The sequence below is a fragment of the Dermabacter sp. HMSC06F07 genome (assembly GCF_001807345.1).
Classification (GTDB): Bacteria; Actinomycetota; Actinomycetes; order Actinomycetales; family Dermabacteraceae; genus Dermabacter; species Dermabacter hominis.
The window spans coordinates 260,803-284,527 of record NZ_KV788570.1; the positions used below are offsets into that span (position 1 = coordinate 260,803).

Genomic DNA, 23,725 nt, shown 5'->3' on the forward strand with positions numbered 1-23,725 from the left:
GTGCGAGAACCCCGATGCTCGTTGGGCTTCTTGCCGTGATGGCGGGTCTGAGCATTGTTTTTCCGATCGTGGCGCTTGCCCTGGGGACGCCTTGGGGCAGCCTTGCCGATCTCGCTGCAGGTCCCGAAAATCGCTCGGCGGCAGTCCTCTCGCTTGTGACGGCGACGCTCGCGTGCCTCATATCGACAACTTTTGGGCTCGCGCTTGCGCTCAAGCTTGCTCGTTCTTCCGGTCCGCTCACAGTGCTCTTGCGTGCACTTGTGCTCGTGCCTCTTGTTCTGCCTCCCGTGGTATCAGGAATTGCCCTTTTGCTCGCTTACGGGCGCCAGAGTCTTCTCGCTCCGCTTTTAGAGAGTGCCGGCATCCGAGTTGTCTTCACGACGAGCGCCGTCGTCATAGCGCAGGTGTTTGTTTCGCTCCCGTTTGTAGTACTCACCCTCGAAAGTGCGTTTCGCGCTAGTGGGTTTGCTGAGGAGCGTGCAGCGGCGAGCCTAGGTGCTCGGCCGATGCGCGTGTTTCGTACCGTTACCGTTCCGCGCTTCGCACCGTCGATTCTTATCGCTGCGACTTTGGCCCTCGCGCGCTCGCTCGGTGAATTTGGGGCGACGCTAACGTTTGCGGGGTCGCTCGCCGGCTTGACGCGCACGCTCCCGCTGCAGATCTATCTTGCCCGTGAGGGAGACATTGCCGATGCCGTGGGCCTTTCGATAATCCTCGTCATTTTTTCACTCGTGGTCGTTTCAATTGCCTATGCCCGTGGACCGCTTCAACGTGAGGCGGATGCTCGATGAGTCTAGATCTCGCGGTTCGTATTCCCGGCCGCGCTGTTGATGCTTGCATCCGTATCGATGCCGGTGAGCACGTTGCTCTCGTGGGTCCGAATGGGGCGGGAAAGTCCACGATGCTTGAGGCGCTCGCTGGGCATCTTGCCGCTCCGCGCGATGGAGAAATTCGCTTAGCGATTGATGGTGAGGATTTCAGCCGAACACCGCTTCACAAGAGAGGTTTTGCCTATCTCTCTCAAACAGCGCATCTCTTCAATCACATGAGCGTTCTTGACAATATCGCTTACGGTCTTGTGAGTGCAGGGATGAAACGGCGCGAGGCCCGCGAAGTAGCCGGTGAACTTGCGGTGAAGGTGGGTCTTGAGGGGTTTGAGGATCGGCGACCTCGCACGCTTTCGGGAGGTCAAGCGCAAAAATGTGCGCTCGCGCGGGCTCTTGCGGTTGAACCACGTGTGCTGCTCCTGGATGAGCCGCTCGCGGCTCTCGACGTTCGCGCCGCAAGGGAAATGAGAGGTCTCGTGGCTGACCTCGCGCAAACGCGGACTCTTGTGTGCGTGACCCATGATGTTCTTGATCTTCTCGCGTGGGCGGATCGAGTGTGTGTGCTCGAGGATGGCCACGTAACCGAAGAGTGCAGTGCCGACGATGCCCTTTCATTTCCGAGATCCGAGTTTCTCGCGGAACTCGCGGGACTCAAATGGGTTGACGGCGAGATGCGAGAGCGCGGAGTTTTCGTAACGAGCGGCGGAGTTCCGCTTGCAACGATGGGGGAGTGTGGGCTGGGCCCCGGGCGTGCCTTGATCGACCCTCGCGCGCTGCGCTTACGTGTGGGAGACCACGCCGACGGTATCGGAGCAGGACGCATTCGCGGTATTTCTCGAATCGGCCCCTGCCCCGTGGCGTATTTCGAAGATGTCCCCGTCGAGCTGAGTATGTTGAGCAGCGCGCGCGGCACAGTCGCGGAGGGGCGTGTCGCAACGATTGAACAAACGGGGCTCGTCAAGGTTGAGCGTCGACGCTGAGATCGTTGGTAGGGCCTGGTCATTGATGCCCGCTTCCAGGTTGACGATTGTCTTCGTGATGGAATGGAGGCGTGATCACGAATTCTTTCGCCACTGCAAGGAATGTAACTGAGCTCGCGGGGCTTATTGCATTTGCGCGTGAGGCTGCCGCAGCAGCCGCGAGCTACCTCGCTGAGGTTGGCGGAGGTCCCGTGGAGCGCGAATACAAGGCGAATGCTCACGATATTGTGACCGCTCACGATCGCGCGTGCGAGGACCGCATTCGCGAGGTACTCCTCGCGAACTGCCCGGATGCCCGAATCGTGGGTGAAGAGGGCGGAACCCGCGAGGGCACGAGTGCCGTGACGTTTTACGTTGACCCTATTGACGGCACCTCGAACTTTGCGACCGGCAATCCGCTATACGCGATCTCGATTGGCGTGGCGGTTGAGGATGTGCTCGTGGGCGGTGTCGTGAATGCTCCTGCCCTCGGCATGGAGTTTTGGGCCGATGACACTGCCGCCTATCTGGGAACGAAGAGACTTGGTCCCAATCCCGAACGAGCACTCGCGGATGCACTTGTTCTCACGGGATTCCCGGGACTTCGCGATCTTTGCGAGGATCGATCGTTCGCCGAACGCGAGAGGCTCGCCTTGCTCGAAAGCGCGGGGGCAGTGCGAAACCTTGGCTCGGCGGCGCTCGAACTGTGCTTCGTGGCCGCGGGGTGGGCGGATGCCACGACCCTCACGAGCATTAATCCGTGGGATATCGCTGCTGGCTTCCATATCATTGAGAAAGCTGGCGGGAGTATTCGCACGTGGACGTGCAGCCCGAGTGACGTCGACGGAGCGGAGGCGATCCCACCTCAGGAATGCCCGGCGTATGTCGCCTGTACGAGTGCGAAGCGCTACGAGGAGCTCGATTCCCTGCTTGAGCGCGTCCACGCTTCTCGATGTGAACGATCCCTACGTAATGAAGGAGCCCACCATGAGTGACCAACCATCGAATCCATACGGCTTTAGCAATCCCACGTCCGGCAGCCAGGGCACCGGTGCACCCGGCTTTAGCGGCCCTGCCGGCCCCGGTGGCGTGACAAGCGATGAACGCACCTGGGCCATCCTCGCTCACCTCAGCACGCTCGTTGCGACCCTGGTCTCGGCCGGCTGGCTCGGGTGGGTCGGGCCGCTCGTTATCTACCTGATCTATCGTGACAAGAGCCCCTTCGTCCGCAACGCTTCCGCGGGTGCGCTGAACTTCGCGATCAACCTTTTCGTTTACAGCCTCATCGCGTGGTTCTTCTTCTTTCTGGGGACCTTCCTCTCGTTCCTTCTCGTCCCGCTCGTCTTCATCCTGATCGCTGCGATCATTGGCCTGGCGATTCTGGTAGCGACGATCGTGATACCGATTATTGCCGCGTTGAAGGCGAACAACGGCGAGGCATACACGTATCCCTTTACGGTTGCGATCATCAAGTGAAGCTCGCTGAAAGCGCGCCGCGTGCTGCGGGCGGCGCGCTTCGCGTGGGGTTTATTCCCGGGGTCGAGCCCGACGTCTTCGCGCGGCGCTGGCACAGCGATCCCAAGCGACCAGAATTGCAGCTGGTCCCGCTCGATGACCGCGCCCCAGAGGAAGCGCTCGCATGCGGGGCTGTCGACATGGTATTCGCGCGGCTTCCGTGGAACAGCGCCCCGCGCTCGGAAGGGCCCGTGCTCAAGCGCGAGGAAATTCATGCAGTGCCGCTCTGGGAAGAACGGCCCGTCGCGGTAGTCGCGAAAGACAATCCGCTGAGCCTCAGCGAGGAACTCACCGAGAGCGACCTTGAGGGGGAGCATCAGTTCAGCCTCGAAGAATGCGGGGGGCCAAAAGGTGCGGTCGCGACCGTCGCCGCAGGTAATGGCTATGCCATCATGCCCATGTCCCTTGCTCGGTTGCATGCCCGCAAGGACGTCACCCACAGGCCTCTCGCCGAGCGTGAGGGAACCCGAATCGTGCTCGCGTGGCCAAAAAGTGCCGACGATAACGTGCGCCAGGAGTTTCAGGGCGTGGTACGGGGTCGCACCGCCCGCAGTTCTCGTCGTTAGGATGACACGGAAGACTTCGACCTCCGAAAGGAAAACGCGATGAACGAGCGTATGAACGTTGAAAGCTTTAATCTTGACCACCGCACCGTCGCGGCACCGTATATCCGCGTCGCAGATCGCAAAGATCTCGGCGGGGTCACGCTCACGAAGTTCGATATTCGTTTCACCCAGCCGAACGTTGACGCCCTCGAAACTGAGACTGTCCATTCGCTCGAGCACATGATGGCGGAGTTCTCTCGCAACCACAGCGACGACATCCTCGATATTTCGCCCATGGGGTGCCGCACCGGCTTCTACTTGCTCATGCGCGGCGACCACACGCCCGAAAAGGTGGCACCACTCGTCGAGGCCACGCTGAACGACCTGCTAGAGGCACAAGCTGTTCCCGCGGCGAACGAGATTCAGTGCGGGTGGGGCGCCCACCATAGCCTCGAGGGCGCGAAGAGCGCGGCACAGAGCTTCCTCGAGAAGAAGAGCGAGTGGCTCCAGGTCGAAGCGGCAGCCTAAAGAGCCAGGGCTAGATCCAGGAATCAAACCACATGTGGGCGCGCCACAGGTCGTAAGGAATGACCTGGGCCGTCCACAGTGGCCACCAGAACGCCGAGGCGAGCGTCATCGTCACCACGAGTGAGGCGATCGCGAAGATTGCGATGCGGCGCCTCGTATGCGAAGCCGTGCGCGTCCCGAGCATGAGAGCGAACACGAAAACGATCGCCATGATGAGCCACGGCTCGAACACGACCGAATAGAACTGGAAGATCGTGCGGTCGAGGTACAGGAACCAGGGGAGGTAGCCTGCGATAATCCCCGAGAGGATCGCCCCGGCCGTACCGCTTCGCCGTACGATCGCGACCACGAGCGTAACGAGAAGCGCCAGTGCCCCGAACCACCAAATGAACGGGTTGCCGAGATTCGTAATGGCTGCCGAGCATTTTTCGACCTCGCAGCCCGCCTCGCCGTACGTGTAGGACTCGTAGTAGAAGCTCGTCGGGCGGAGTTGGAGGAGCCAGAGCCAAGGTTTGGCGGCATACGTGTGCGTAGAGTCGAGCCCAACGTGGAACGAGTAAGCCTCCTGGTGGTAGTGCCACAGTGACGCAAGGGCCTCGGTCACCGGGTTCGACGCGTGCCCGTTCTCCGCCGCCCAATTGCGGAAGTACCCGTCCTTCGAGGCAAACCAGCCGCTCCACGAGAGCACGTATGTCACGAGTGCGCTGCCAACGATCGCAAAGAACGCCGGAATCGCGTCGAGAGCGAAGCCTCGAAGTTTCCAGCGAGGATCGCCGAAGCGTCGACGCGCCGCCCAGTCCCACAGCACCGTCATGATGCCGAACACCGCGACGAAATAGAGCCCCGACCACTTCACGCCGCATGCGAGGCCGAGCGAAATTCCCGCGGCGATACGCCACCAGCGCACCCCTGTGACGTGCCCGAAGCCCTCCGCAGCCCCCTCGATCCTCCCGAGCGCAACGCGAAATTGATCGCGATCCCGCAGGAGAAAGTAAAACGCGAGGAGGCAGAAGAACCCAAGAATCAGGTCGAGCAAACTCGTCCGGGAGTGAGTGAGGTGGACTCCGTCAATGGAGAGCAGGTAGGCCGCGAGAAACGCGAGCGCAGTGTTGCCGAGCAGGCGTCGGACCGTCAAAAACAGCATGAGGACGCCCAGCGTTCCCACGAGTGCCACGGAGATGCGCCAGCCCCACGGGTTGTCCGCGCCGAGGGCCCACTCTCCGAGCGCGATCACCCATTTGCCGACGGGCGGGTGCACCACGTACTGGGGATCGGGCAGGTAGGAGTCGATGTCGCCGCGCTCGAACGCAGCCTTCGAGACTTCCTTCGCCCACGCACGCTCGTTGCCCTCGCGAAGGAGCGTATAGGCATCGCGCACATAGTAGATCTCGTCAAAGATGAGGGTCTTGACGTGGCCGAGCTTATAGAGGCGCAGGGCCCCAGACCATACGACGAGGACGAGCGCGAGGATCCACGTCGTAGTGCGCTCGGTAAGTCCGAATGGCCCGCGGACCTTTCCGGTTGATGGGCGCGCCGCTCGCTTGCCCGTCCTGGGAGCCACCGAAGACCCGCCGCTTCCACTCGCACGTGTATCACTCACGAGCCCATCCTAAAGGGCCGCGCGGTAGGATCGCACGGTGGAAACCGAGAACAAAACCGTGCTCACACCGGGAACTATCGCCCTTGCCGCAACCCCCATCGGAAATCCCCTCGATGCGTCGTTCAGACTCGTCGGTGCGTTGCGAGAAGCTGATCTGATCGCTGCCGAGGATACGCGCCGCGTAAAGCGGCTGGCGAGCGAACTCGGCATCAGGCTAACGGCGCGCACACTCGCGTATCACGAACACAACGAAGTCGAGCGCACCGAGACCCTTCTTGAGGCGGCGAGAAGCGGGCAAAAGGTTTTGCTCGTCACCGATGCGGGGATGCCGGTGGTCTCCGATCCAGGTTTTCGCGCGGTCGAATCCGCTACCCGCGAAGGCATCGCCGTCGACGTGTTCCCGGGTCCTTCCGCGCCTCTCACCGCGCTTGTGCACTCGGGGATTGCTCCCGATCGCTTTGCCTTTGAAGGTTTCCTTCCGCGCACGTCGAGCAAGCGTCTGTCTGCGCTCGAGAGCCTTTCACGCGAGGCACGCACACTAATCTTCTTCGAATCTCCGCGACGCACGCGCGAATGCCTCGAGGCAATGGTCGACGTTTTCGGAGCCGAACGAGAGGCGTGCGTTGCACGCGAGCTCACGAAGACCCACGAAGAGATTATGCGGGGACCCCTTGCCGAGCTCGCCGCGTGGGCCCGTGAAACAGAGGTGCTTGGCGAGATCGCGATCGTGGTGGCGCCGGCCCCGCCTCGCGAGGAGGACCCGGCTGATCTGGCGGCACTTGTGCTCGCGCGCGCCGAGGCGGGGGAGCGGCTCAAGGACGCCGCGAAGGCCGTTGCGCGGGAACACGAGCGGGTATCTGCTCGAGAGCTCTATGACGCAGCTCTCGCGCACAAGAACAGGGCATAACCCTCTTATAGCTGAAAGGGCGCCCCACCGTGAGGTGGGGCGCCCTTTCGCGAAGTGCTGAAATCAGCCGTCGATCTCGATGAGGCCGCGCTGGTACGCCTTTGCGAGGCGGCGCGGAACCGACGCGGTACGACCGCGAACGGTAACCTTGACGAGATCGGTGGTCTCGGCCTTCCAGTTCGCGCGGCGCGAACGGGTGCGGGCCCGGGACATCTTAAACTTAGGCACTGCCATGATGCGCTCCTTGCTCGAACTGCGTGAAAAATCTGGGTGGCGCACGGGCTAGATTCCCCGGCTGGGTCCTACGGGATCGCCAAAGGGGAGTGCTCGCGCACAACAGGAATCAATCTAAGCATATTTTTGGCTTTTCCGCGCGCGCGGAGGCTTCGCGTGTGTTGGGCTTCACGGACGCGGGGTCCGACGCTTGCCCCGCACTAGGATGGCCCCATGAGCAACGCAGTGAACTCTCGTTCCGCAACCGCCGAAAGCGGCCACACTCGCGATCTGACGTGGCCGGAGGCCCCCGAGCCTCTCCCCGGCCCCGTGATTGATAACCACGCACACCTCGACTTTTCCGACGGTGAGGGTTCACACGGCATCGAAGAACACGTCGCGTGGGCAGAGCGTGCCGGGGTGCGCGGCATCATCACGATTGGCTGCGACCTCGTCTCAGCCCGGTGGACGGCCGACGTTCTGCGCGGCGAGCACATTCCCCCCGAGCACCGAGCGTTCGTCGCAGAGCGCTTGCGAGGGGGCGTGTCGATCCACCCGAATGATGCGGTCAACCACGTCGTAACCGGCAAGGGACGCAACGGCGAGGAACTCTGCTCTCTTGACGAGGCAATCGCGGAGATTTCCGATCTCCTCGACACTCCCGGCATGGTGACGATTGGCGAGACCGGGCTCGACTGGTTCCGTACCTCCCGCAAGAAGCCCGAACGGCGTGATGCGCAGATCCAAAGCTTCCGCATGCATATCGCGCTCGCGAAAGAAAAGGGCCTTCCCATGCAAATCCACGATCGCGACGCGCATCGCGACGTTCTCGACGTTCTCGATGCCGAAGGCACCCCGGAGCGCACGGTGTTTCATTGCTTTAGCGGCGACGCGCAGTTTGCGCGCGAGGCCCTCGATCGTGGCGCGTACCTGTCCTTCTCTGGCACCTCGACCTTCAAAAACGCCGCCTATCTTCGCGAGGCGCTTGCCATTACGCCTCTCAACCGCATCATGGTGGAAACGGATGCCCCGTTCCTCACGCCTGAGCCTTTCCGCGGTCGCCCCAACTCGAGCTACCTCATTCCGCACACGATGCGCGTGATCGCTGAGGCGAAGGGCCTGAGCCTCGAGGAGGCGTGTGCGGGAGTCCTCACGACCGAGCGAGAGGTCTACGGATTCGCGGGGGCAGAGGGGTGAGCGACACTTCGCGCGCGCTCGATAGCGGTACGCGTCTTCTAACCCCGCGCGATATTCGTGCGCTTGCCGAAGAGCGTGGGATAACCCCCACGAAGAAGCGTGGGCAAAACTTCCTGCTTGACGCCAACACCGTGCGCGCGATTGTCGAACGCGCGGGCGTGAAGCGCGACGACGTCGTGCTCGAGGTCGGGCCGGGGCTCGGTTCACTCACGCTCGGTCTTCTCGATGCGGGTGCATTTGTCGGGGCAGTCGAGCTCGATGAGGCTCTTGCCACGCTCCTACCGTCCACTGTCGCGGCGAAGCAGCTGGAGAGCTCGCGCCTTGCGCTCGTGCATGCGGATGCGCTCGCGCTCACCGTGCTTCCGGTTCCGGACGGTGCGCCCAGCGCTCCCACACGGCTCGTCGCGAACCTTCCGTACAACGTTGCCACTCCGATCCTCCTGACCATCCTTGAGCGCTTCGAGGTCATCACCGAGGCGCTCGTCATGGTCCAGCTCGAAGTCGCCGAGCGGATCGCCGCAAAGTCCGGCTCAAAAATCTATGGCGCGCCGAGCGCGAAGGCTGCGTGGTACGGCAGTAGCGAACTTGCAGGCCGTATCTCCAGGCGCGTGTTCTGGCCGGAGCCAAACGTCGACAGTGCACTCGTGCGAGTGCGCCGCGACCGCGTGCCGGCCGAGGGGGAGGCCCCGCGCGAAATGGTGTTCGACGTCATCGATCACGCTTTTCTCCAGCGTCGCAAAACCCTGCGGGCCGCGCTCAAGCCGTGGGCAGGAAGCGGCGAGCGCGCCGGAGCGATCCTCGAGCGCGCCGGCATCGATCCTCAGCGCCGCGGTGAAACACTTGCGATCGAGGAGTTCATCGCCATCGCCAATAGCGCGCGCGCCGAAGAGGGCTAGAGCATCACATCAGCGGCCCCGCCGTTTCGTCTGTCGGGCGGCAGAGACGTAGGCTCGTGGCGTGAGTCTTCTTCTTGTCGGCGCCGAACAGCTGCATCTTCAGTACCCGAATCGAGTCGTGCTCGATTCTGTCACCCTCGGCATTTTCGAGGGCGATCGCATTGGGATCGTGGGGCGTAATGGCGATGGCAAGAGTTCTCTCATTCGACTCCTGTTTGGCGAACTCGAACCGTACAGCGGGCGCGTGACGCCGAGGAACGGCGTGCGCATGGGGCTTTTGTCGCAGTCCGACAACTTGGACGAGACCTCGACTGTCGGGCAGGAAATCGTCGGGGATGCCCCCGAGCACGAGTGGGCCTCAGACCCAAAGATCCGCGACATTATCGCGGGGCTGCTGAGCGACATCCCGTTCGAGCGCAGCATTGGTGCGCTTTCCGGTGGCCAGCGCCGCCGCGTGGCGCTTGCCAAGCTGCTCGTGGGAGATTGGGACGTGATCGGTCTCGACGAGCCCACAAACCACCTCGATCTCGAGGGCATTCACTGGCTTGCACGCCACATCAAAGGGCGTTGGGGAGCCGGGCAGGGCGCTTTCATCGTCATCACCCACGATCGTTGGTTCCTCGATGAGGTCTGCACGTCGACGTGGGAGGTGCACGACGGCATCGTCGAGCCATTCGAGGGCGGCTATGCGGCCTATGTTCTTCAGCGCGTCGAACGCGACCGTATTGCCGCGGCGACCGAGCAAAAGCGCCAGAACCTGGCCCGGAAGGAGCTTGCCTGGCTTCGCCGTGGCGCTCCGGCGCGAACGTCGAAGCCCCGCTTCCGTATCGAGGCGGCGAACGCCCTGATCGCGGATGTCCCTGAGGTGCGGAACCCATTGGAGCTCAAGCGCCTCGCGACTGCCCGGCTCGGCAAGGACGTCGTTGACCTCCTTGACGTGGGCGTGAGCTACGGCGATCACGTGATCTTTTCTGACGTCACGTGGCGCATCGCTCCGGGTGAGCGTACCGGCATCCTCGGCGCCAACGGCGCCGGTAAGTCCACGCTCCTCAGTTTGATTGCGGGCACCCTTGAGCCTACGAAGGGCCGAGTTAAGCGCGGCAAGACCGTTGAGATTGCCGTCCTCGATCAGCAATTCCGCGAGCTTCAGGACATCGCTGGCGAGCGCGTGCGCGACGTGCTCGCGCGCACGAAGACGACCTTCACGATCGACGGCAAAGACTTCACTCCCGCGAAATTGCTCGAGCGCCTCGGCTTTGCCAAGGATCACCTTTCTACGCGCGTCGAGGATCTCTCGGGTGGCCAGCGTCGGCGCCTCCAGCTCCTCCTCGTGCTCTTGAGCGAGCCGAATGTTCTCATTCTGGACGAACCCACGAACGACGTCGATACCGACATGCTCACGGCTCTCGAGGACATGCTCGATTCGTGGCCCGGAACTCTCATTGTCGTCTCGCACGATCGCTACCTCCTTGAGCGCGTGAGCGATCAGCAGTATGCGGTCATGGGAGGGACTCTCCGTCATCTTCCCGGCGGGGTGGACGAATACCTACAGCTGCGCGCACAGGAAGAACGCGAACGCACGGGTGGGGGCGAAGGCAGTGCAAAATCCGACGCTACCTCGGCCTCGGCCCCGGTCAGCGGTCTTTCTGGCGCGGAGCGCAGGGCCGCCGAGAAGGAAGCCAGTGCGATTGAGCGACGCATCGATAAGCTCCGCTCGCAAATCGAGAAAATCCACGCGGAACTCACCGAGCACGACCCCACGGACTTCGAAGGCTTGACCGCGCTCGGTCAAAAAGTGCGCGAGCGCGAGAGGGAGATCGCCGAGATCGAGGAGCGCTGGCTCGAGATCCTCGAGCAGATCGAAGAAGGCTGAAACGCGGCGCTAGAGGGAGATGCGGCGCACCCGCTCACGGGGATTGCCATTATTGCGCCCTGCCATGACCGTGCTTTTGACGCCGTTTCGGCGCCTGCCAGGAGTATCGAAGGCCTGGACGTTCGACACGCCGATACGGGTCTCGCTTTCGAATCGATATTTCTTATCGGTGTTGCGGTAGCGCAGGAAGAAGAACGAGTAGATCGACGTGAAGACGATGAACGCGAGAACGAAGGGCGCGGCGATGACCGCAACGCTCACATCGTCGCCGCTACTCGAGCTAGATTCCGCGAGGATCTGGCCGGCGACGAGGATCGAACCGCTGGCCGTGAGAATGGGGCTCATAGGACGACCGCTCCAATCGCGAGGGGGAATGTGATGGCGAAGGTGGCGATCGCGGCGAGCGCGGCACAGCCGAACAGCTTGATCTTGTCGACCGGAACCGAGCCCATCGTGCGGCCGTTTCGGCCGTTCACCGCGATGTAGTGGATCATGCCGGTGCGATCGTCCTGGTAGCTGTACAGCCAGATCGGAAGGTAGAGCGCAACCCAGCGCGTGCCGTGGATCTCGAGCCCTTCGCTTTCCCAGCGAACGCCGCGGTCGTAGTCGCGGATCATGAGGTCTGCACGTGAGCGAGCGATCGAAAGGAAGTTGCTTTCGACCGTGTCGTCGATGTCGTCGATATCGAGGTCGCGGCGCTCCGACGTGAAGCCCGCAAGGTAGTTCGAGTTGTAGGCGACGGCGTTTTTCGTATCGAACGGGAGGATCGCGTTGAGCACATTATTGGTGTTGATGCTCGTGTTCATGTTCGCGCGCGAACTGTTCGTTTCCGCAATGAGGTCGTCGACCGTGAAATCGAACTTGCGCCCGAGCGTGTATTCGCGAATATCCGAGACTCGTTCGTCCTGGTCGTTGCCGATGTGGCGCGTGTAGCGGCGGAGCGTGACCTCGCCTCGCCCCTCGATGGTTGCGGTGAGGTTGCCGTCGACTGTCATGTACGGCACATACACGCCTACGACGTTCTCGGGCGTGAAGTTTGCCTTGAACTGGCTCGTGGCGAAGAATCGACGATCCCCTGCGAATTCGCGTACCTTTTCGACACCTTGTTCATGCGTGAGGGCGAAGGGCAACACGGCATCGGGAACGGCGCCATTCGGGATCTGCTGGTTAATCGATAGCACCTGGCGGCACCAGTGGCAGCGCGCCTGGAGCGATTCGTTCGCTTTGATAACGACCTCGGCACCGCAGCCCTGGCACTTGAGGGTAACGACAGTGGTGTCGACGGCGATGTCATGCGTACCCGAGCCGCGAACAACGCCCCGTAGCTGTTCGATGGGGGAGTCGAGACCGAAGGCCGTTTCCACGACCTTTTCGTTGAATTCGAAACGGCAATACCGGCACACGAGCGCCTGGTGCTGGAGCGAGTAGCCGATGTCGGTCGAGCCGCACCTGGGGCATTTATCGAAGCCGTCAGCCTTCCCACTTGCCGTGTTGACGACGTGCTCGGGGGTGGGGTCAACGAGCGCATCAACAACGTCTTGCGACGCGGTCCGGCCCCTGACGACATTCGCATCACTCATGTCGGGGCCACTCACGTTCGGCGCTCCCTCGGGCGTGGGGCGCATCGAACCGGCCCCCGGGCCTTCGGAAGGCATGGGGGCCGGTTGCGGGCCGGGTGCGTAGGTCAAAGGCCGAGCGCCTTCTTCTTTGCCGCCTCGTAGTCAGCCTCGGTGATGAGACCCTGGTCGAGCATTTGCTTGAACTGGGCGAGTTTCTCCGCGGGGTTCGGCTCGGCGCCGCCTTGGTTGGACTGCGCCTGCTGGCTCTGCTGGCCCTGCGGGCTCTGGCCCTGGCCGGCGAACGGACCCGACGCTTGCGCAGGCTGCACGAGGCCACCAACGGCACCGGCTCCCATGCCCATCATCGCGAGGCCCGTGCCGCCCCCGTTCTCGCCGGCGGACTGCACGCCGCGCGCGACAGCCTGGTTGACGAAGCTCTGGTTGCGGTTGCCCGAAAGCGCATCGGCAGCCTGAACATCCTTGAGGAGCTTTCGCGTGTTCTCGTCGTACTCGATCGACGCGATCGCGACTTTTTCGATGACGAGTCCGCGGTCGGTCGTCCAGCGGTAGTTTTCTTCGACCACGCTCGAGAGGGAGGCCGCGAGCCCGAGCGAATCCGACTGGATTTTTGTGATGCGGTTGTTCTTATCCGGGTCATTCGTGTAGCGCGAGAACGCCGGGGCGAGCGAGGAGACGACTTCCTGGAAGAGCTGGTTCGCGGCGTCATTCTCGGTATCGGTGAAGTCGAAGATTGGCGCATTCGCAGAGATGTAAACGGCGGGAACCCAGTTGTGGATGAACAGGAGCGGATCCACAATGCGGATCGTGTAGGTGCCGCGGGCGACGGCTCCCACCTGGGCGTTCATGTACTGATCGTCCCAGTAGATTTCCGACTGAGTGCCGAAACGGTTGTTCGGGAGCTCCTTGAGGCTCACAAAGAACGCGAGCTGCTGCGATCCTGGTTGGCCGCCAAACTTGAAACGCTCCCACGACGTCTCGAGCGTTGACGCAAGAATGCCGTCGTTCGCGAACACGGTGCGAGAATTCGGGTCGCCCGAATGCCACTCGTAGCCGCCCGCCTCGGTAATGAGGCCGGTGACGCGGCCGTCCTGGAGCGTGACGAGAGCGTAGCCTGCCGGCACGACAATCCGTGAACCGTTGCTAATGATGTTTTCGCTGCCGCGAGTGTTCAAGCCGCGCCCTGCGTTCGTTCCCCGCGGAACCGCGGGGAAAAGGGCCGCGGTGGGCGGGAGGTTGGAGGGGACGGTCAGAAAGTCCTTCCACTGATCGGCAAAAGTACCGCCCAGCGCGTCTTTGAAAGCCTGGATGAAACCCACGAAATCTCCTCTGTTAGAGCCGACGGACCGAGTATAGAGGATCTAGGTCACAGGCAAACGGCGTTATCTGTGGGGTTATTTCTTCTTCGAGTGCCGGTCGGTCGTGAGGAGCCTCGGTTCAGATTCGAGGCCGCGAAGCCCGTTCCACGCGAGGTTCACAATGTGGCTCGCGACAACCTCTTTCGATGGGCGACTCGTCTCAAGCCACCACTGACCGGTGTAAGAAACGATTCCGACGAGCATCTGCGCGTACATCGCCGCGTGCAGCGACGTGTACTTCTGTGCACGCATGTGCCTCACGAGCAGGTCTTCGACCTGGCTCGCGACGTCCACGAGAAGCGCCGAATACGTGCCCGACGTTTGCGAAGCCGGGGAGTCGCGCACGAGAATTTGGAAACCGTCCTCGTTTTCCTCGATATAGGTCAAGAACGCGAGCGCAGCCTTCTCCACGAGTACGCGGGGGTGCTGGTGAACATCGTGGAGCGCATCTTCAAGGACGCGCAGGAGGTGATCCGTTTCGCGATCGACGATCACGGCATAAAGACCCTCCTTGCCTCCAAAATGCTCATAGACGATCGGCTTTGACACTCCTGCCTTCGCTGCAACTTCCTCGACACTCGTCGCGTTGTAGCCCTTCTGCGCAAAAAGTGAGCGGCCGACGACGACAAGCTGCTCGCGTCGCTGACGGCCCGTCATCCGGGGAGAGCGAGCGCGAGGGGGGCGTGAATCAGACATGTGCAACATTTTCGCACGCCTAGGCGCGTACCGTTTTCGCTCTCGCGGCTTGAGGGGCTAGGCTTGTCCCCGGCGCCCTTGGGCCCATCCGCGATGGTGTAATCGGCAACACCCCAGTTTTTGGTTCTGGTATTCCAGGTTCGAGTCCTGGTCGCGGAACGATCCAGCACCGGATTCATCGCACCGGACACAAGGAGCACCTTTCCGTGGCACATTATTCGCCCGCAGCTGTCGTCGTCCTCGCAGCCGGCGCAGGCACTCGCATGAAATCCGCTCTTCCCAAGGTTCTCCACCCTGTCTGTGGCACCTCGATGCTCATGCACGCGATCAACGCGGCGCGCGGAACGGGCGCCGGCGAGATCGTCGCGGTCGTCCGCCACGAACGTGAACAGGTTCTCTCTCACCTCGCGCAGAACGCTCCCGAGGTCGTCACCGCCGATCAGGATGACATCCCCGGCACTGGACGCGCTGTTCAATGCGGTCTCGACAAGGTTGAGGCGACCGTCGGAACCGTACTCGTGACCTACGGCGACGTGCCCTTGCTCCAGTCAGAAACGCTCCGCGCCTTCGTTCAGGCCCACGAGGAGTCCGAATCGTGCGTGTCGATCCTCACCGCTCGCCTCGACGACCCGACCGGATACGGCCGCATCGTGCGCAGCGCCGACGGCTCCCAGGTCGAAGCGATCGTCGAGCATAAGGACGCGAACGACGAGCAGCGTTCGATCACCGAAATCAACTCGGGAATCTGCGCATTCGACCTCGCATTCTTGCGCGAAGCCCTCACGAAAGTCGGCACCGATAACGCCCAAGGCGAGATGTACCTCACCGACGTTCCCGGCATCGCCCGTGCCGAGGGGCAAAAAGTCACCGCGTACGTCATTGATGACGCAATCCAGGTGGAAGGCGCCAACGATCGGGTCCAACTCAGCGAGCTCGGTGCCGAAATGAACCGTCGGACCCTCGTGCGCCACATGCGCGCCGGCGTGAGCATCATCGATCCCTCCTCGACGTTCATCGACCCCGAAGTCGAGATTGGGCAGGACACGACAATCCTCCCCGGCGTGCAGTTGCACGGGCACTGTGTCATTGGCGGCGACGTAACCGTCGGGCCGGACACGACCCTGACCGACGTCACCATTCACGACCGAGCCGAGGTTGTGCGCACTCACGGCTTCGGCGCGGTCATCGGGGAAGGGGCGACCGTGGGGCCCTTCACCTACCTGCGGCCGGGGACCGTTCTCGGCGCCCGCGGCAAGATCGGTGGCTTCTGCGAAACCAAGAATGCGGAGATCGGCGATGGTGCAAAGGTTCCCCACCTTTCCTACGTGGGTGACGCCGAGATCGGCGAGGGGACGAACATTGGTGCGGCAACGATCTTTGCGAACTACGATGGGGTGAACAAGCACAGGAGTGTCGTCGGCAAACACGTGCGCGTTGGAAGCGACAGCGTCCTCGTCGCGCCTGTGACAATCGGCGACGGTGCGGCCACGGGAGCTGGAACGATCGTCCTTAAAGACGTCCCGCCCGGCGCCCTTGCCGTCAATGCTACGAAGCCTCGCATTACCGAGGGGTGGACGCTCACCAAGCGCACGGGCACCGCCGCGGCCGAAGCCGCCGAAAAAGCGCTTGACCACGACTCTCGAACCGCAACCACCGAGGAGAAGTAAAACGATGAGCGGCATCATCACCAGCGGAGAAAAGCACCTCGTTCTCGTTTCGGGGCGCGCCCACCCCGTGCTCGCCGAGGAAGTCGCCAAGGAACTCGGTGTTGACCTTCTCCCGACGGACGCGTGGGATTTCGCCAACGGCGAGATCTACGTGCGCTACGGCGAGAGTGTGCGCGGGGCGGACGTCTTCGTTCTCCAGTCGCACCCGGCTCCCATCAATAACTGGCTCATGGAGCACCTCATCATGGTGGACGCCCTCAAGCGCGCGTCCGCGAAGCGCATCACGGCGATCGCCCCGAGCTACCCGTACGCCCGCCAGGACAAAAAACACCGTGGCCGCGAGCCGATCTCGGCCCGCCTGGTCGCCGATCTGTATAAGACCGCCGGAATCGACCGCCTCATCTCGGTTGACCTGCATGCGCCGCAGGTTCAGGGCTACTTCGACGGTCCCGTCGACCACCTCATGGCCATGCCCATCCTTGCGAAGTACGTCGAGTCGACCTACGGCGACGAGGATCTGTGCGTTGTCTCGCCAGACGCCGGCCGTATCGGCGTAGCCGAGAAGTGGGCGAAGCGCCTTGGCGGCGTGAACCTTGCCTTCGTGCACAAATCGCGCGACCCGCGTCGCCCCAACCAGGCCGTTGCGAAGCGCATCATCGGCGACGTGCAAGGAAAAACCTGCATCCTCGTCGACGACATGATCGATACCGCAGGAACGATCGTCCAGGCCGTCGAAGCCCTCACGAAGAACGGCGCGAGCTCCGTGGTGGTAGCCACGACGCACCCGATCTTCTCGGATCCGGCCGTTGAGCGCCTCAAGAATTCGGCGGTGCGCGAGGTCATCGCGACCAACACGCTGCCCATCCCCGAGGAAAAGAATTTCGAGAAGCTCACGATCCTCTCGATCGCGCCGCTTCTCGCACGTGCGATCCGTGCCGTCTTCGATGACGGCTCTGTGACCTCGCTGTTCGACGGCGACGCCTAATCTCCTCGTCTGTCACCGGTCGCGCAGTCTGCTCGGCGTGACGTGCCTCGCTTCACGTCGCACTTTGTCGAGTGACTGCGCGGCCGTGCCGTATGATTGGACGGTACTTCGGCGAGGGAGAGGCTTCGGCCTACTCCGTTATCGACGCGGTTGAATCCTTGGGCTCGTGCTCCCACGTGCTCGGGGCGCGCCGTCTCGCCCCGCTTCACACCCAAGGAGTTTCACATGGCCGAGAACATCAAGGTCGACATCCGTTCCGACTTCGGCAAGGGCTTTGCGCGCCGCATGCGCGCCGAAAGCAAGATCCCCGCGGTCCTGTACGGCCACGGCACCGAGCCGGTTCACCTCGCGCTTCCGTATCACGCGACGGCTCTTGCCGCGCGTCACTCGAACGCTCTTCTCGAGCTTGAGATCCCGAACGCTGAAAACGAGCTCGCGATCATCAAGGACATTCAGCGCCACCCGCTCTCGCGCGACATTCTCCACATCGACCTCCTCATCGTGAAGCGCGGCGAGAAGGTTGAGGTTGACATCCCCGTGACCGTCGAAGGCGAGCCCCAGTCGCCCGCCGTTGCCGTGGTTGACATTCAGGAGATCACCCTCCTCGCCGATGCACTCAGCCTTCCCGAACACATCGTCGTCAACGTTGAGGGCAAGGTCGAAGGCGATGCGATCTACGCCGGGGACCTCGACCTTGGAGACGCCGAGCTCGTTACCGATCCCGAGTTCCTCGTGGTGTCGATCCAGGTCCCGCAGGTCGACGAGGCCGACCTCGAGACGCCTGGCTCCGAGGACGACGAGGAAGCGGCAGAGGATGCTGCCGAGGAGTCGTCGGAGGGCGACGACGAGTGAGTTCTGATCCGCGACTTCGCGGATCGTGAAATCTAATGCAGGGGCGTCGCACACAGGTGCGGCGCCCCTGTAGCCTTTTCGGGGGGGGGCGACGGTCGCCGGCCAGCCGGCGGTGACCAGGTTTTCCCCTGGATTAGTGCGGAAAGTAGAGTTGTGAGCGAGACGATGCTGATTGTGGGCCTCGGGAACCCTGGTCCCAAGTATGAAGCGACGAGACACAATGTCGGGCACATGGTGCTCGATCGACTTGCCGAGTGGGCCGGCGCCTCGTTCAAACGGCACAAGAAGGCCAATGCTTCAGTTATTGAGGGGCACATGGGGGCGCCGGGTACCGGCCGCCGAGTGATTCTGGCGAAACTTGGGTGCTACATGAACACTTCGGGTGGGCCCGTGTCTGCGCTCGCGCAGTACTACGGGATCGAGCCTGAGAATCTCATCGTCGTGCACGATGAGATCGATGCGCAGTTCGGTGCGATTAAAGCGAAGATCGGCGGGGGAGAAGGCGGTCACAACGGCCTTCGTGATATTTCGCGTGCACTCGGCACCAAAGACTATTTGCGCGTGCGCGTCGGCGTGGGGCGTCCCCCGCAGGGGCGCGATACCGCGGATTTCGTCCTCGCTCCTTTTTCCTCGTCGGAGCGCAAGGTACTTGATGACCTCGTGACCTCGGCGGGACAGTGCGTGGAGATGCTCGTGGAGCAGGGCCTCGTGGCGACGCAGCAAGAGTTTCATTCGCGCGAGGCGATCCGCCCGTGAGCATCGCCCCCGTTCTCGCCGCCGCGGCGCACTCTGCTGATCTCGCACGCTTCGTCGAAGCGCGTTCCACCGCCGAGGGCGTATCGATCATCGCCCCGAGCGGCATGCACCCGCTTTATCTTGCCGAGGCCGCTTCGCGCAGGGGGCCGTCGGACCCGCTCGTCGTGGTGACCGCAACGACGCGCGAAGCAGAAGATCTTGCGGCCCAGATCGAAGCTCTCGTTCCGGCCGCGAAGGTTGCGCTGTTCCCCGCCTGGGAGACCCTTCCGCACGAGAGGCTTTCGCCCCGTAGCGACACGGTCGCGCGCAGGCTTTCCACGCTCTATTCACTGGCGCATCCGGACGAAACGGGTGGGGTCGAGGTGCTCATGGTTCCTGTGCGTGCACTCGTGCAGCCGATGGCACGCGGACTTGAGAATCTAGCGCCGGTTCATCTCGAGCGCGGCGACTTCATTGCGATCGACGAGCTTGTGGAGAAGCTCGTCGGTGCGGCGTATTCGCGCGTGGACATGGTCTCCTCGCGCGGTGAGTTTGCGGTGCGTGGCGGCATTGTGGACGTGTTCCCGCCGACGCTCTCGCATCCCGTCCGCCTCGATTTTTTCGGCGACGAGCTTGAAGAGATCCGTTTCTTTTCCGTCGCGGATCAGCGCTCGATGGAGGATACTCTCGAAGCGTTCGATGCACCCGCGTGCCGTGAGATTCTTCTGACGGAGGACGTGCGCGCGAGAGCACGCGCCGCGATCGCGCAGCTGCCCGGCGCCGCTGACATCCTCTCGCGGCTTGCGGAGGGCATTGCCGTCGAGGGCATGGAGTCGCTGACCCCGCTTCTGGTGGGGGAGATGGTGAGCCTCGCGGATCTACTTCCCGAGCATTCGAGCCTCGTGTTCGTCGAACCCGAACGCATTCGCACGCGTGTCGATGAGCTCGTGCGCACAACGGAAGAGTTCCTTGAGGCGGCGTGGTCGAGTGCAGCGCAGGGCGGCGCCGTGCCGATCGATGTGTCGCAGGCAAGCTTCTCGTCGCTCGAGGACACACTCGGCGAGCTTGAGGCCCGACGCCTCCCGGTCTCCACGCTTGCCCCGTTCGGGCTCGATGCCGACCTCACGTCTCAAGCGAAGCCGCACCCGGGATACGGCGGCTCGATCGCGAATGCGGCGCGGGACCTCGCGCAGCACGTTAGTGACGGATGGCGAATCGTCCTCACGACCGCGGGAGCGGGTACCGGGCGCCACATCGCCGAGTCGCTCACTGAGGCGGGTGTCGCGGCGCGGTTCAGCGCTGATCTCGACGAGGAGCTTTCCCGCTCGCACGTGAGCATCACGACGGGGCCGATCACCGAGGGGATCCTCCTCGAGGACATCAAACTCATGCTCTTGTGTGAGCGAGACATGACGGGGAAATCGGCCGCTCGCCGATCTGGTGGCAAGAAACTTGCCGCACGTCGCCGCGCGATGGTCGATCCGCTCCAGCTGTCGCCCGGGGACTATGTCGTTCACAACCACCACGGAGTCGGGCGGTTCGTGGAGATGACGAGCCGCACCGTAGGCACGGGCGATAAGCGCGCGACCCGCGAATACCTCGTCATCGAGTACGCGAGCTCGAAGAAGGGCCAGCCTGGTGATCGCCTCTACGTCCCGAGCGACCAGCTCGACCAGGTGACGAAGTACGTCGGAGGCGAGGCCCCGAGCGTGAACAAGATGGGCGGAAGTGACTGGTCGAAGACCAAGTCGCGTGCGCGCAAGGCCATCCGGGAGATCGCCGATGAACTCGTGAGGCTCTATAGCGAGCGCCAGCGCAGTTCGGGCTTTGCCTTCTCGCCCGATACCCCGTGGCAGCACGAGCTCGAGGACGCCTTCGAGTACACGGAAACTCCCGATCAGCTTTCGACGATCGACGACATCAAGCGGGATATGGAAAAGCCGCTTCCCATGGATCGCCTCGTGTGCGGTGACGTCGGCTACGGCAAGACCGAAGTTGCGGTACGCGCGGCCTTCAAGGCTGTGCAGGATGGCAAACAGGTGGCGGTCCTATGCCCGACGACTCTTCTCGCTCAGCAGCACGTCGACACCTTCACAGAGCGATACGCGGGCTTTCCCGTCAACGTTCGCGGGCTCTCGCGCTTCCAAACCAAGGCTGAGTCGGATGCGGTGATCGAGGGGCTCAAGGACGGTTCGGTCGACGTAGTGATCGGGACGCATCGCTTGCTCACGGGGCAGGTGCGTTTCAAGGACCTGGGGCTCATCATCGTGGACGAGGAGCAACGCTTTGGTGTTGAGCACAAGGAGACTCTCAAAGCACTGCGCACCAACGTCGATGTGCTGTCGATGTCGGCGACCCCGATTCCCAGGACCCTCGAGATGGCCGTCACGGGCATCCGCGAGCTTTCCACGCTCGCGACTGCGCCAGAGGAGCGCCATCCCGTGCTCACCTACGTTGGCGCGCACGAGGATGCTCAGGTCAAGGCCGCGATCCGCCGCGAACTCTTGCGTGAGGGGCAGGTGTTCTACATCCACAACCGCGTCGAGGATATTGAACGCACCGCCGCGCACTTGCGTGAGCTCGTGCCCGATGCACGAGTGGAGGTCGCCCACGGCAAGCTTAACGAGGCCCAACTCGAGCGAGTCATCCTCGATTTTTGGGAGAAGCGCTTCGACGTACTCGTGTGCACGACGATTGTGGAAACGGGCCTCGACATTTCGAACGCAAATACCCTGATCGTGGAGAATGCGGACAGATTTGGTCTCTCGCAGCTTCACCAGCTTCGCGGAAGGGTGGGGCGCTCGCGCGATCGCGCCTACGCGTACTTCCTGTATCCAGCGACGAAACCGCTCACGGAAACAGCGCACGACCGCCTCACGACGCTTGCGACGCACTCGGAGCTCGGTGCAGGCATGCAGGTCGCGATGAAGGACCTCGAGATCCGCGGCGCAGGGAACTTGCTCGGCGGCGAGCAGTCCGGGCACATTGCCGGTGTGGGCTTTGACTTGTACGTACGCATGGTCGGCGAGGCTGTCGCAGCGTTCAAGGGCGAATTCGACCATACGGGGAAGGACACGAAGGTCGAATTGCCCCTTAACGCGCACATTCCCGTCGAGTACATCGATTCCGAGCGCCTACGCCTCGAGGCATACTCGAAGATTTCGGCGTCGAAGAGTGCCGACGAGCTCGAGAGCGTGCACTCCGAGCTCGAGGACCGTTACGGCGCGCCTCCCGCGGAGGTCGAGCGTCTCTTTCACGTCGCGCGCTTCCGCCTGGATGCCTCCGAAGCTGGGATCGACGAGGTGCAGGTACAGGGCAAGATGATCCGCTTCGCGCACGTGGACGTCACGGACAGCGTGCAGCTCAAACTCCGCAGGTTGTATCCGGGAACGGTGCTCAAGCCTGCCCTTCGCCAGGTTCTCGTCCCGCATCCGCGCACTCAGCGTGTCGGTGGTATTCCCCTCACCGACGAGGCTCTGCTCGAGTTCTGCCGCGGCGTGATTGCACAGCTGAAGCCCGCATGGGCGAAAGAACGGGGCATCGAGCTTGCCGAGCAGTCGTCGGAACCCTCCCGCCCGCGTTCGTTCGGTTCGCGATCACCGCGCGCAAGTAGGCTCGAAAACTCGCGCCGTGACGCGCCGCAAGGGACGCGCCAGGCGGGTCTTGGACGAAAGGGGCATGCGTGATGAACGGGTCTTTTTCGGGAGAGCTCAAGGTCGTTCCCGTTTCGCCCCTGAATGCGCCAGGGCTTATGACGGCGCGCGGCTGGGACACTCTCAGGGGCGCCGCGAGCGTTGCCCTGTCGTGCGCGCACCCGGCGTGGGAGGCACACGTGCGCGAGGCTGGGATCGAGTGCGTGCGGCTCGAAAGCGCAAGTGCACACGAGCTCGCGCGCTCGGTCGGCGCGTGGCTCGAGGATTCCGACGGCTGCCCGGGCGGGTATCTCGCCTGGCTCTGCGATTCCGAGCACCCCCACCTTCCGTCGCCGATCGAGACGATTGGCGCGCTCGAAGAGGTCTCCGGTGGGCCCATCGATGCGGATTATGTTTTCGCGTCCCCCGTCGCTCCCGGCGCTGCGGTCGTCGAGTCGGTGAGGATCATGCACGAGCTTCGAAGCCCGGGGGGCGATCCGTGGAGCGCTGCCCAGACACACGGTTCTCTTTCGCGATACTTGCTCGAGGAAACCCACGAGGTTCTTGCCGAACTTGAGCGCGAGCCGATTCATACATCGGAGCTCGTTGACGAGTTCGGGGACCTGCTGTTTCAGCTCGTGTTTCATGCGCGAATCGGCATGGAGGAAGCTGAGCCGTGGACGCTGGATTCGGTTGCCCGGTCTCTCAACGCGAAGATGTATCGCCGAAACCCTCATGTGTTTGGACCCGAGCGCGAGGATTTGAGCATTGAGGAGATTACGGCGCGGTGGGACCGCATCAAGTCGCAGGAGAAGCCGCGCAGTGCACTCGCCGAGGGGATTCCACTCGCCCTTCCCGCACTCCAGCGGGCGTTCAAGATCGCCGCGCGTGCGCAAGCTGCGGGGCGGGAGGAAGAGCTTAGGGCTGGCGTTGAGAACAGCGCGTCGAATGGGAGTATCGCCTCTCGAATCATGGCGATCGTGCTCGAGGCGGCAGCGCGTGATGAGGATCCCGAATCGGCTCTTCGCGCACTCGTGGCGAGGGTCGAGGCGCACTTGGCTCGCGACTGAAGTCCCACTCCGTGACCTGGGTCGCATTCGCCGCGCCGGGGGTGCGCAAAACCCTTCAGGTAGATCACACGATCCGCACTAGACTTGAGGGCG

22 protein-coding genes and 1 tRNA gene are annotated in these 23,725 nt (G+C 62.9%); 17 read left to right on the forward strand and 6 right to left on the reverse strand.

Annotated elements, in window-relative coordinates:
* Nucleotides 1–14 precede the first annotated feature (14 nt).
* The 6 genes from modB to HMPREF3157_RS01845 all read left to right on the forward strand — a co-directional run bounded on the left by modB (nt 15) and on the right by HMPREF3157_RS01845 (nt 4,374).
* On the forward strand, nt 15–791 hold the full coding sequence (gene modB, locus HMPREF3157_RS01820) for a molybdate ABC transporter permease subunit (RefSeq protein WP_016664351.1): 777 nt from the start codon (nt 15–17) through the stop codon (nt 789–791).
* Nucleotides 788–1,807 (forward strand): sulfate/molybdate ABC transporter ATP-binding protein, encoded by a 1,020-nt coding sequence (locus tag HMPREF3157_RS01825; protein WP_070435347.1) that lies wholly within the window; start codon nt 788–790, stop codon nt 1,805–1,807. Before modB ends, HMPREF3157_RS01825 begins: the two co-directional genes overlap by 4 nt.
* A 71-nt stretch (nt 1,808–1,878) precedes the next feature.
* Nucleotides 1,879–2,781 carry an inositol monophosphatase family protein gene (locus HMPREF3157_RS01830; protein ID WP_070435348.1) on the forward strand — a complete coding sequence of 301 codons (903 nt, stop codon included), beginning with the start codon at nt 1,879–1,881 and terminating at the stop codon, nt 2,779–2,781.
* Nucleotides 2,774–3,262, forward strand: coding sequence for a DUF4870 domain-containing protein (locus tag HMPREF3157_RS01835; protein WP_070435349.1), 489 nt, complete (start codon nt 2,774–2,776; stop codon nt 3,260–3,262). Before HMPREF3157_RS01830 ends, HMPREF3157_RS01835 begins: the two co-directional genes overlap by 8 nt.
* Entirely contained in the window at nt 3,259–3,867 is a 609-nt protein-coding gene (locus tag HMPREF3157_RS01840) for a LysR family transcriptional regulator substrate-binding protein (RefSeq protein WP_070435350.1), read from the forward strand. Before HMPREF3157_RS01835 ends, HMPREF3157_RS01840 begins: the two co-directional genes overlap by 4 nt.
* Nucleotides 3,868–3,906: 39 nt before the next feature.
* On the forward strand, nt 3,907–4,374 hold the full coding sequence (locus HMPREF3157_RS01845) for an S-ribosylhomocysteine lyase (RefSeq protein WP_070435351.1): 468 nt from the start codon (nt 3,907–3,909) through the stop codon (nt 4,372–4,374).
* A gap of 10 nt (nt 4,375–4,384) precedes the next feature.
* Here the strand turns inward: HMPREF3157_RS01845 and HMPREF3157_RS01850 are convergent, their stop codons facing one another.
* Nucleotides 4,385–5,974 (reverse strand): dolichyl-phosphate-mannose--protein mannosyltransferase, encoded by a 1,590-nt coding sequence (locus HMPREF3157_RS01850; protein WP_070435352.1) that lies wholly within the window; start codon nt 5,972–5,974, stop codon nt 4,385–4,387.
* Between the two features lie 37 nt (nt 5,975–6,011).
* Here HMPREF3157_RS01850 and rsmI point away from each other — a divergent pair, with 37 nt between their 5' ends.
* Nucleotides 6,012–6,881, forward strand: a complete 870-nt coding sequence (rsmI, locus tag HMPREF3157_RS01855) for a 16S rRNA (cytidine(1402)-2'-O)-methyltransferase (RefSeq protein ID WP_083286135.1) — start codon at nt 6,012–6,014, stop codon at nt 6,879–6,881.
* 63 nt (nt 6,882–6,944) lie between these two features.
* Here rsmI and rpmF read toward each other — a convergent pair whose 3' ends face one another.
* A complete protein-coding gene (rpmF, locus tag HMPREF3157_RS01860) occupies nt 6,945–7,115 on the reverse strand; it encodes a 50S ribosomal protein L32 (RefSeq protein ID WP_016664359.1) in 171 nt (56 codons plus the stop codon).
* Nucleotides 7,116–7,328: 213 nt separating this feature from the next.
* Here rpmF and HMPREF3157_RS01865 point away from each other — a divergent pair, with 213 nt between their 5' ends.
* From HMPREF3157_RS01865 to HMPREF3157_RS01875, 3 genes are all read left to right on the forward strand, one after another.
* Entirely contained in the window at nt 7,329–8,291 is a 963-nt protein-coding gene (locus HMPREF3157_RS01865) for a TatD family hydrolase (protein ID WP_070435353.1), read from the forward strand.
* Nucleotides 8,288–9,187, forward strand: a complete 900-nt coding sequence (rsmA, locus tag HMPREF3157_RS01870; protein ID WP_034372826.1) for a 16S rRNA (adenine(1518)-N(6)/adenine(1519)-N(6))-dimethyltransferase RsmA — start codon at nt 8,288–8,290, stop codon at nt 9,185–9,187. The genes HMPREF3157_RS01865 and rsmA overlap by 4 nt, the downstream gene beginning before the upstream one ends.
* A 61-nt stretch (nt 9,188–9,248) precedes the next feature.
* Nucleotides 9,249–11,060: an ABC-F family ATP-binding cassette domain-containing protein gene (locus HMPREF3157_RS01875; protein WP_070435354.1), complete on the forward strand. Its 1,812-nt coding sequence runs from the start codon at nt 9,249–9,251 to the stop codon at nt 11,058–11,060.
* A 9-nt stretch (nt 11,061–11,069) separates the two neighbouring features.
* Here the strand turns inward: HMPREF3157_RS01875 and HMPREF3157_RS01880 are convergent, their stop codons facing one another.
* From HMPREF3157_RS01880 to HMPREF3157_RS01895, 4 genes are all read right to left on the reverse strand, one after another.
* Entirely contained in the window at nt 11,070–11,405 is a 336-nt protein-coding gene (locus HMPREF3157_RS01880; protein WP_070435355.1) for a hypothetical protein, read from the reverse strand.
* The gene (locus HMPREF3157_RS01885) at nt 11,402–12,748 is read right to left on the reverse strand and encodes a hypothetical protein (RefSeq protein ID WP_034372830.1); all 1,347 of its coding nucleotides are present in this window, start codon (nt 12,746–12,748) and stop codon (nt 11,402–11,404) included. The genes HMPREF3157_RS01880 and HMPREF3157_RS01885 overlap by 4 nt, the downstream gene beginning before the upstream one ends.
* A complete protein-coding gene (locus tag HMPREF3157_RS01890; RefSeq protein ID WP_070435356.1) occupies nt 12,745–13,956 on the reverse strand; it encodes an SPFH domain-containing protein in 1,212 nt (403 codons plus the stop codon). Before HMPREF3157_RS01890 ends, HMPREF3157_RS01885 begins: the two co-directional genes overlap by 4 nt.
* A gap of 75 nt (nt 13,957–14,031) precedes the next feature.
* Nucleotides 14,032–14,691 (reverse strand): TetR/AcrR family transcriptional regulator, encoded by a 660-nt coding sequence (locus HMPREF3157_RS01895; RefSeq protein ID WP_081976544.1) that lies wholly within the window; start codon nt 14,689–14,691, stop codon nt 14,032–14,034.
* Nucleotides 14,692–14,778: 87 nt separating this feature from the next.
* Between HMPREF3157_RS01895 and HMPREF3157_RS01900 the strand changes: the two genes are divergently transcribed.
* From HMPREF3157_RS01900 to HMPREF3157_RS10675, 7 genes are all read left to right on the forward strand, one after another.
* A tRNA-Gln gene (locus tag HMPREF3157_RS01900) sits at nt 14,779–14,850 on the forward strand.
* Between the two features lie 47 nt (nt 14,851–14,897).
* Nucleotides 14,898–16,358, forward strand: a complete 1,461-nt coding sequence (glmU, locus tag HMPREF3157_RS01905) for a bifunctional UDP-N-acetylglucosamine diphosphorylase/glucosamine-1-phosphate N-acetyltransferase GlmU (protein WP_083286134.1) — start codon at nt 14,898–14,900, stop codon at nt 16,356–16,358.
* Between the two features lie 4 nt (nt 16,359–16,362).
* Nucleotides 16,363–17,343, forward strand: a complete 981-nt coding sequence (locus HMPREF3157_RS01910; protein WP_070435357.1) for a ribose-phosphate diphosphokinase — start codon at nt 16,363–16,365, stop codon at nt 17,341–17,343.
* Nucleotides 17,344–17,568: 225 nt separating this feature from the next.
* Nucleotides 17,569–18,195, forward strand: a complete 627-nt coding sequence (locus tag HMPREF3157_RS01915) for a 50S ribosomal protein L25/general stress protein Ctc (RefSeq protein WP_070435358.1) — start codon at nt 17,569–17,571, stop codon at nt 18,193–18,195.
* A gap of 153 nt (nt 18,196–18,348) precedes the next feature.
* Nucleotides 18,349–18,951, forward strand: a complete 603-nt coding sequence (gene pth, locus HMPREF3157_RS01920) for an aminoacyl-tRNA hydrolase (RefSeq protein ID WP_070435359.1) — start codon at nt 18,349–18,351, stop codon at nt 18,949–18,951.
* A complete protein-coding gene (gene mfd / locus HMPREF3157_RS01925; protein WP_070435360.1) occupies nt 18,948–22,616 on the forward strand; it encodes a transcription-repair coupling factor in 3,669 nt (1,222 codons plus the stop codon). Before pth ends, mfd begins: the two co-directional genes overlap by 4 nt.
* A complete protein-coding gene (locus HMPREF3157_RS10675; RefSeq protein ID WP_246816485.1) occupies nt 22,616–23,632 on the forward strand; it encodes a MazG nucleotide pyrophosphohydrolase domain-containing protein in 1,017 nt (338 codons plus the stop codon). Before mfd ends, HMPREF3157_RS10675 begins: the two co-directional genes overlap by 1 nt.
* Nucleotides 23,633–23,725: the final 93 nt, after the last annotated feature.

What these genes read in the sequence shown, in the direction of transcription:
- modB (WP_016664351.1), top strand. Translation starts at nt 15, where the DNA reads ATGCTCGTTGGGCTTCTTGCCGTGATGGCGGGTCTGAGCATTGTTTTT.
- HMPREF3157_RS01825 (WP_070435347.1), top strand. Translation starts at nt 788, where the DNA reads ATGAGTCTAGATCTCGCGGTTCGTATTCCCGGCCGCGCTGTTGATGCT.
- HMPREF3157_RS01835 (WP_070435349.1), top strand. Translation starts at nt 2,774, where the DNA reads ATGAGTGACCAACCATCGAATCCATACGGCTTTAGCAATCCCACGTCC.
- HMPREF3157_RS01845 (WP_070435351.1), top strand. Translation starts at nt 3,907, where the DNA reads ATGAACGAGCGTATGAACGTTGAAAGCTTTAATCTTGACCACCGCACC.
- rpmF (WP_016664359.1), bottom strand. Translation starts at nt 7,115, where the DNA reads ATGGCAGTGCCTAAGTTTAAGATGTCCCGGGCCCGCACCCGTTCGCGC.
- HMPREF3157_RS01865 (WP_070435353.1), top strand. Translation starts at nt 7,329, where the DNA reads ATGAGCAACGCAGTGAACTCTCGTTCCGCAACCGCCGAAAGCGGCCAC.
- HMPREF3157_RS01880 (WP_070435355.1), bottom strand. Translation starts at nt 11,405, where the DNA reads ATGAGCCCCATTCTCACGGCCAGCGGTTCGATCCTCGTCGCCGGCCAG.
- HMPREF3157_RS01895 (WP_081976544.1), bottom strand. Translation starts at nt 14,691, where the DNA reads ATGTCTGATTCACGCCCCCCTCGCGCTCGCTCTCCCCGGATGACGGGC.
- HMPREF3157_RS01910 (WP_070435357.1), top strand. Translation starts at nt 16,363, where the DNA reads ATGAGCGGCATCATCACCAGCGGAGAAAAGCACCTCGTTCTCGTTTCG.
- HMPREF3157_RS01915 (WP_070435358.1), top strand. Translation starts at nt 17,569, where the DNA reads ATGGCCGAGAACATCAAGGTCGACATCCGTTCCGACTTCGGCAAGGGC.
- HMPREF3157_RS10675 (WP_246816485.1), top strand. Translation starts at nt 22,616, where the DNA reads ATGAACGGGTCTTTTTCGGGAGAGCTCAAGGTCGTTCCCGTTTCGCCC.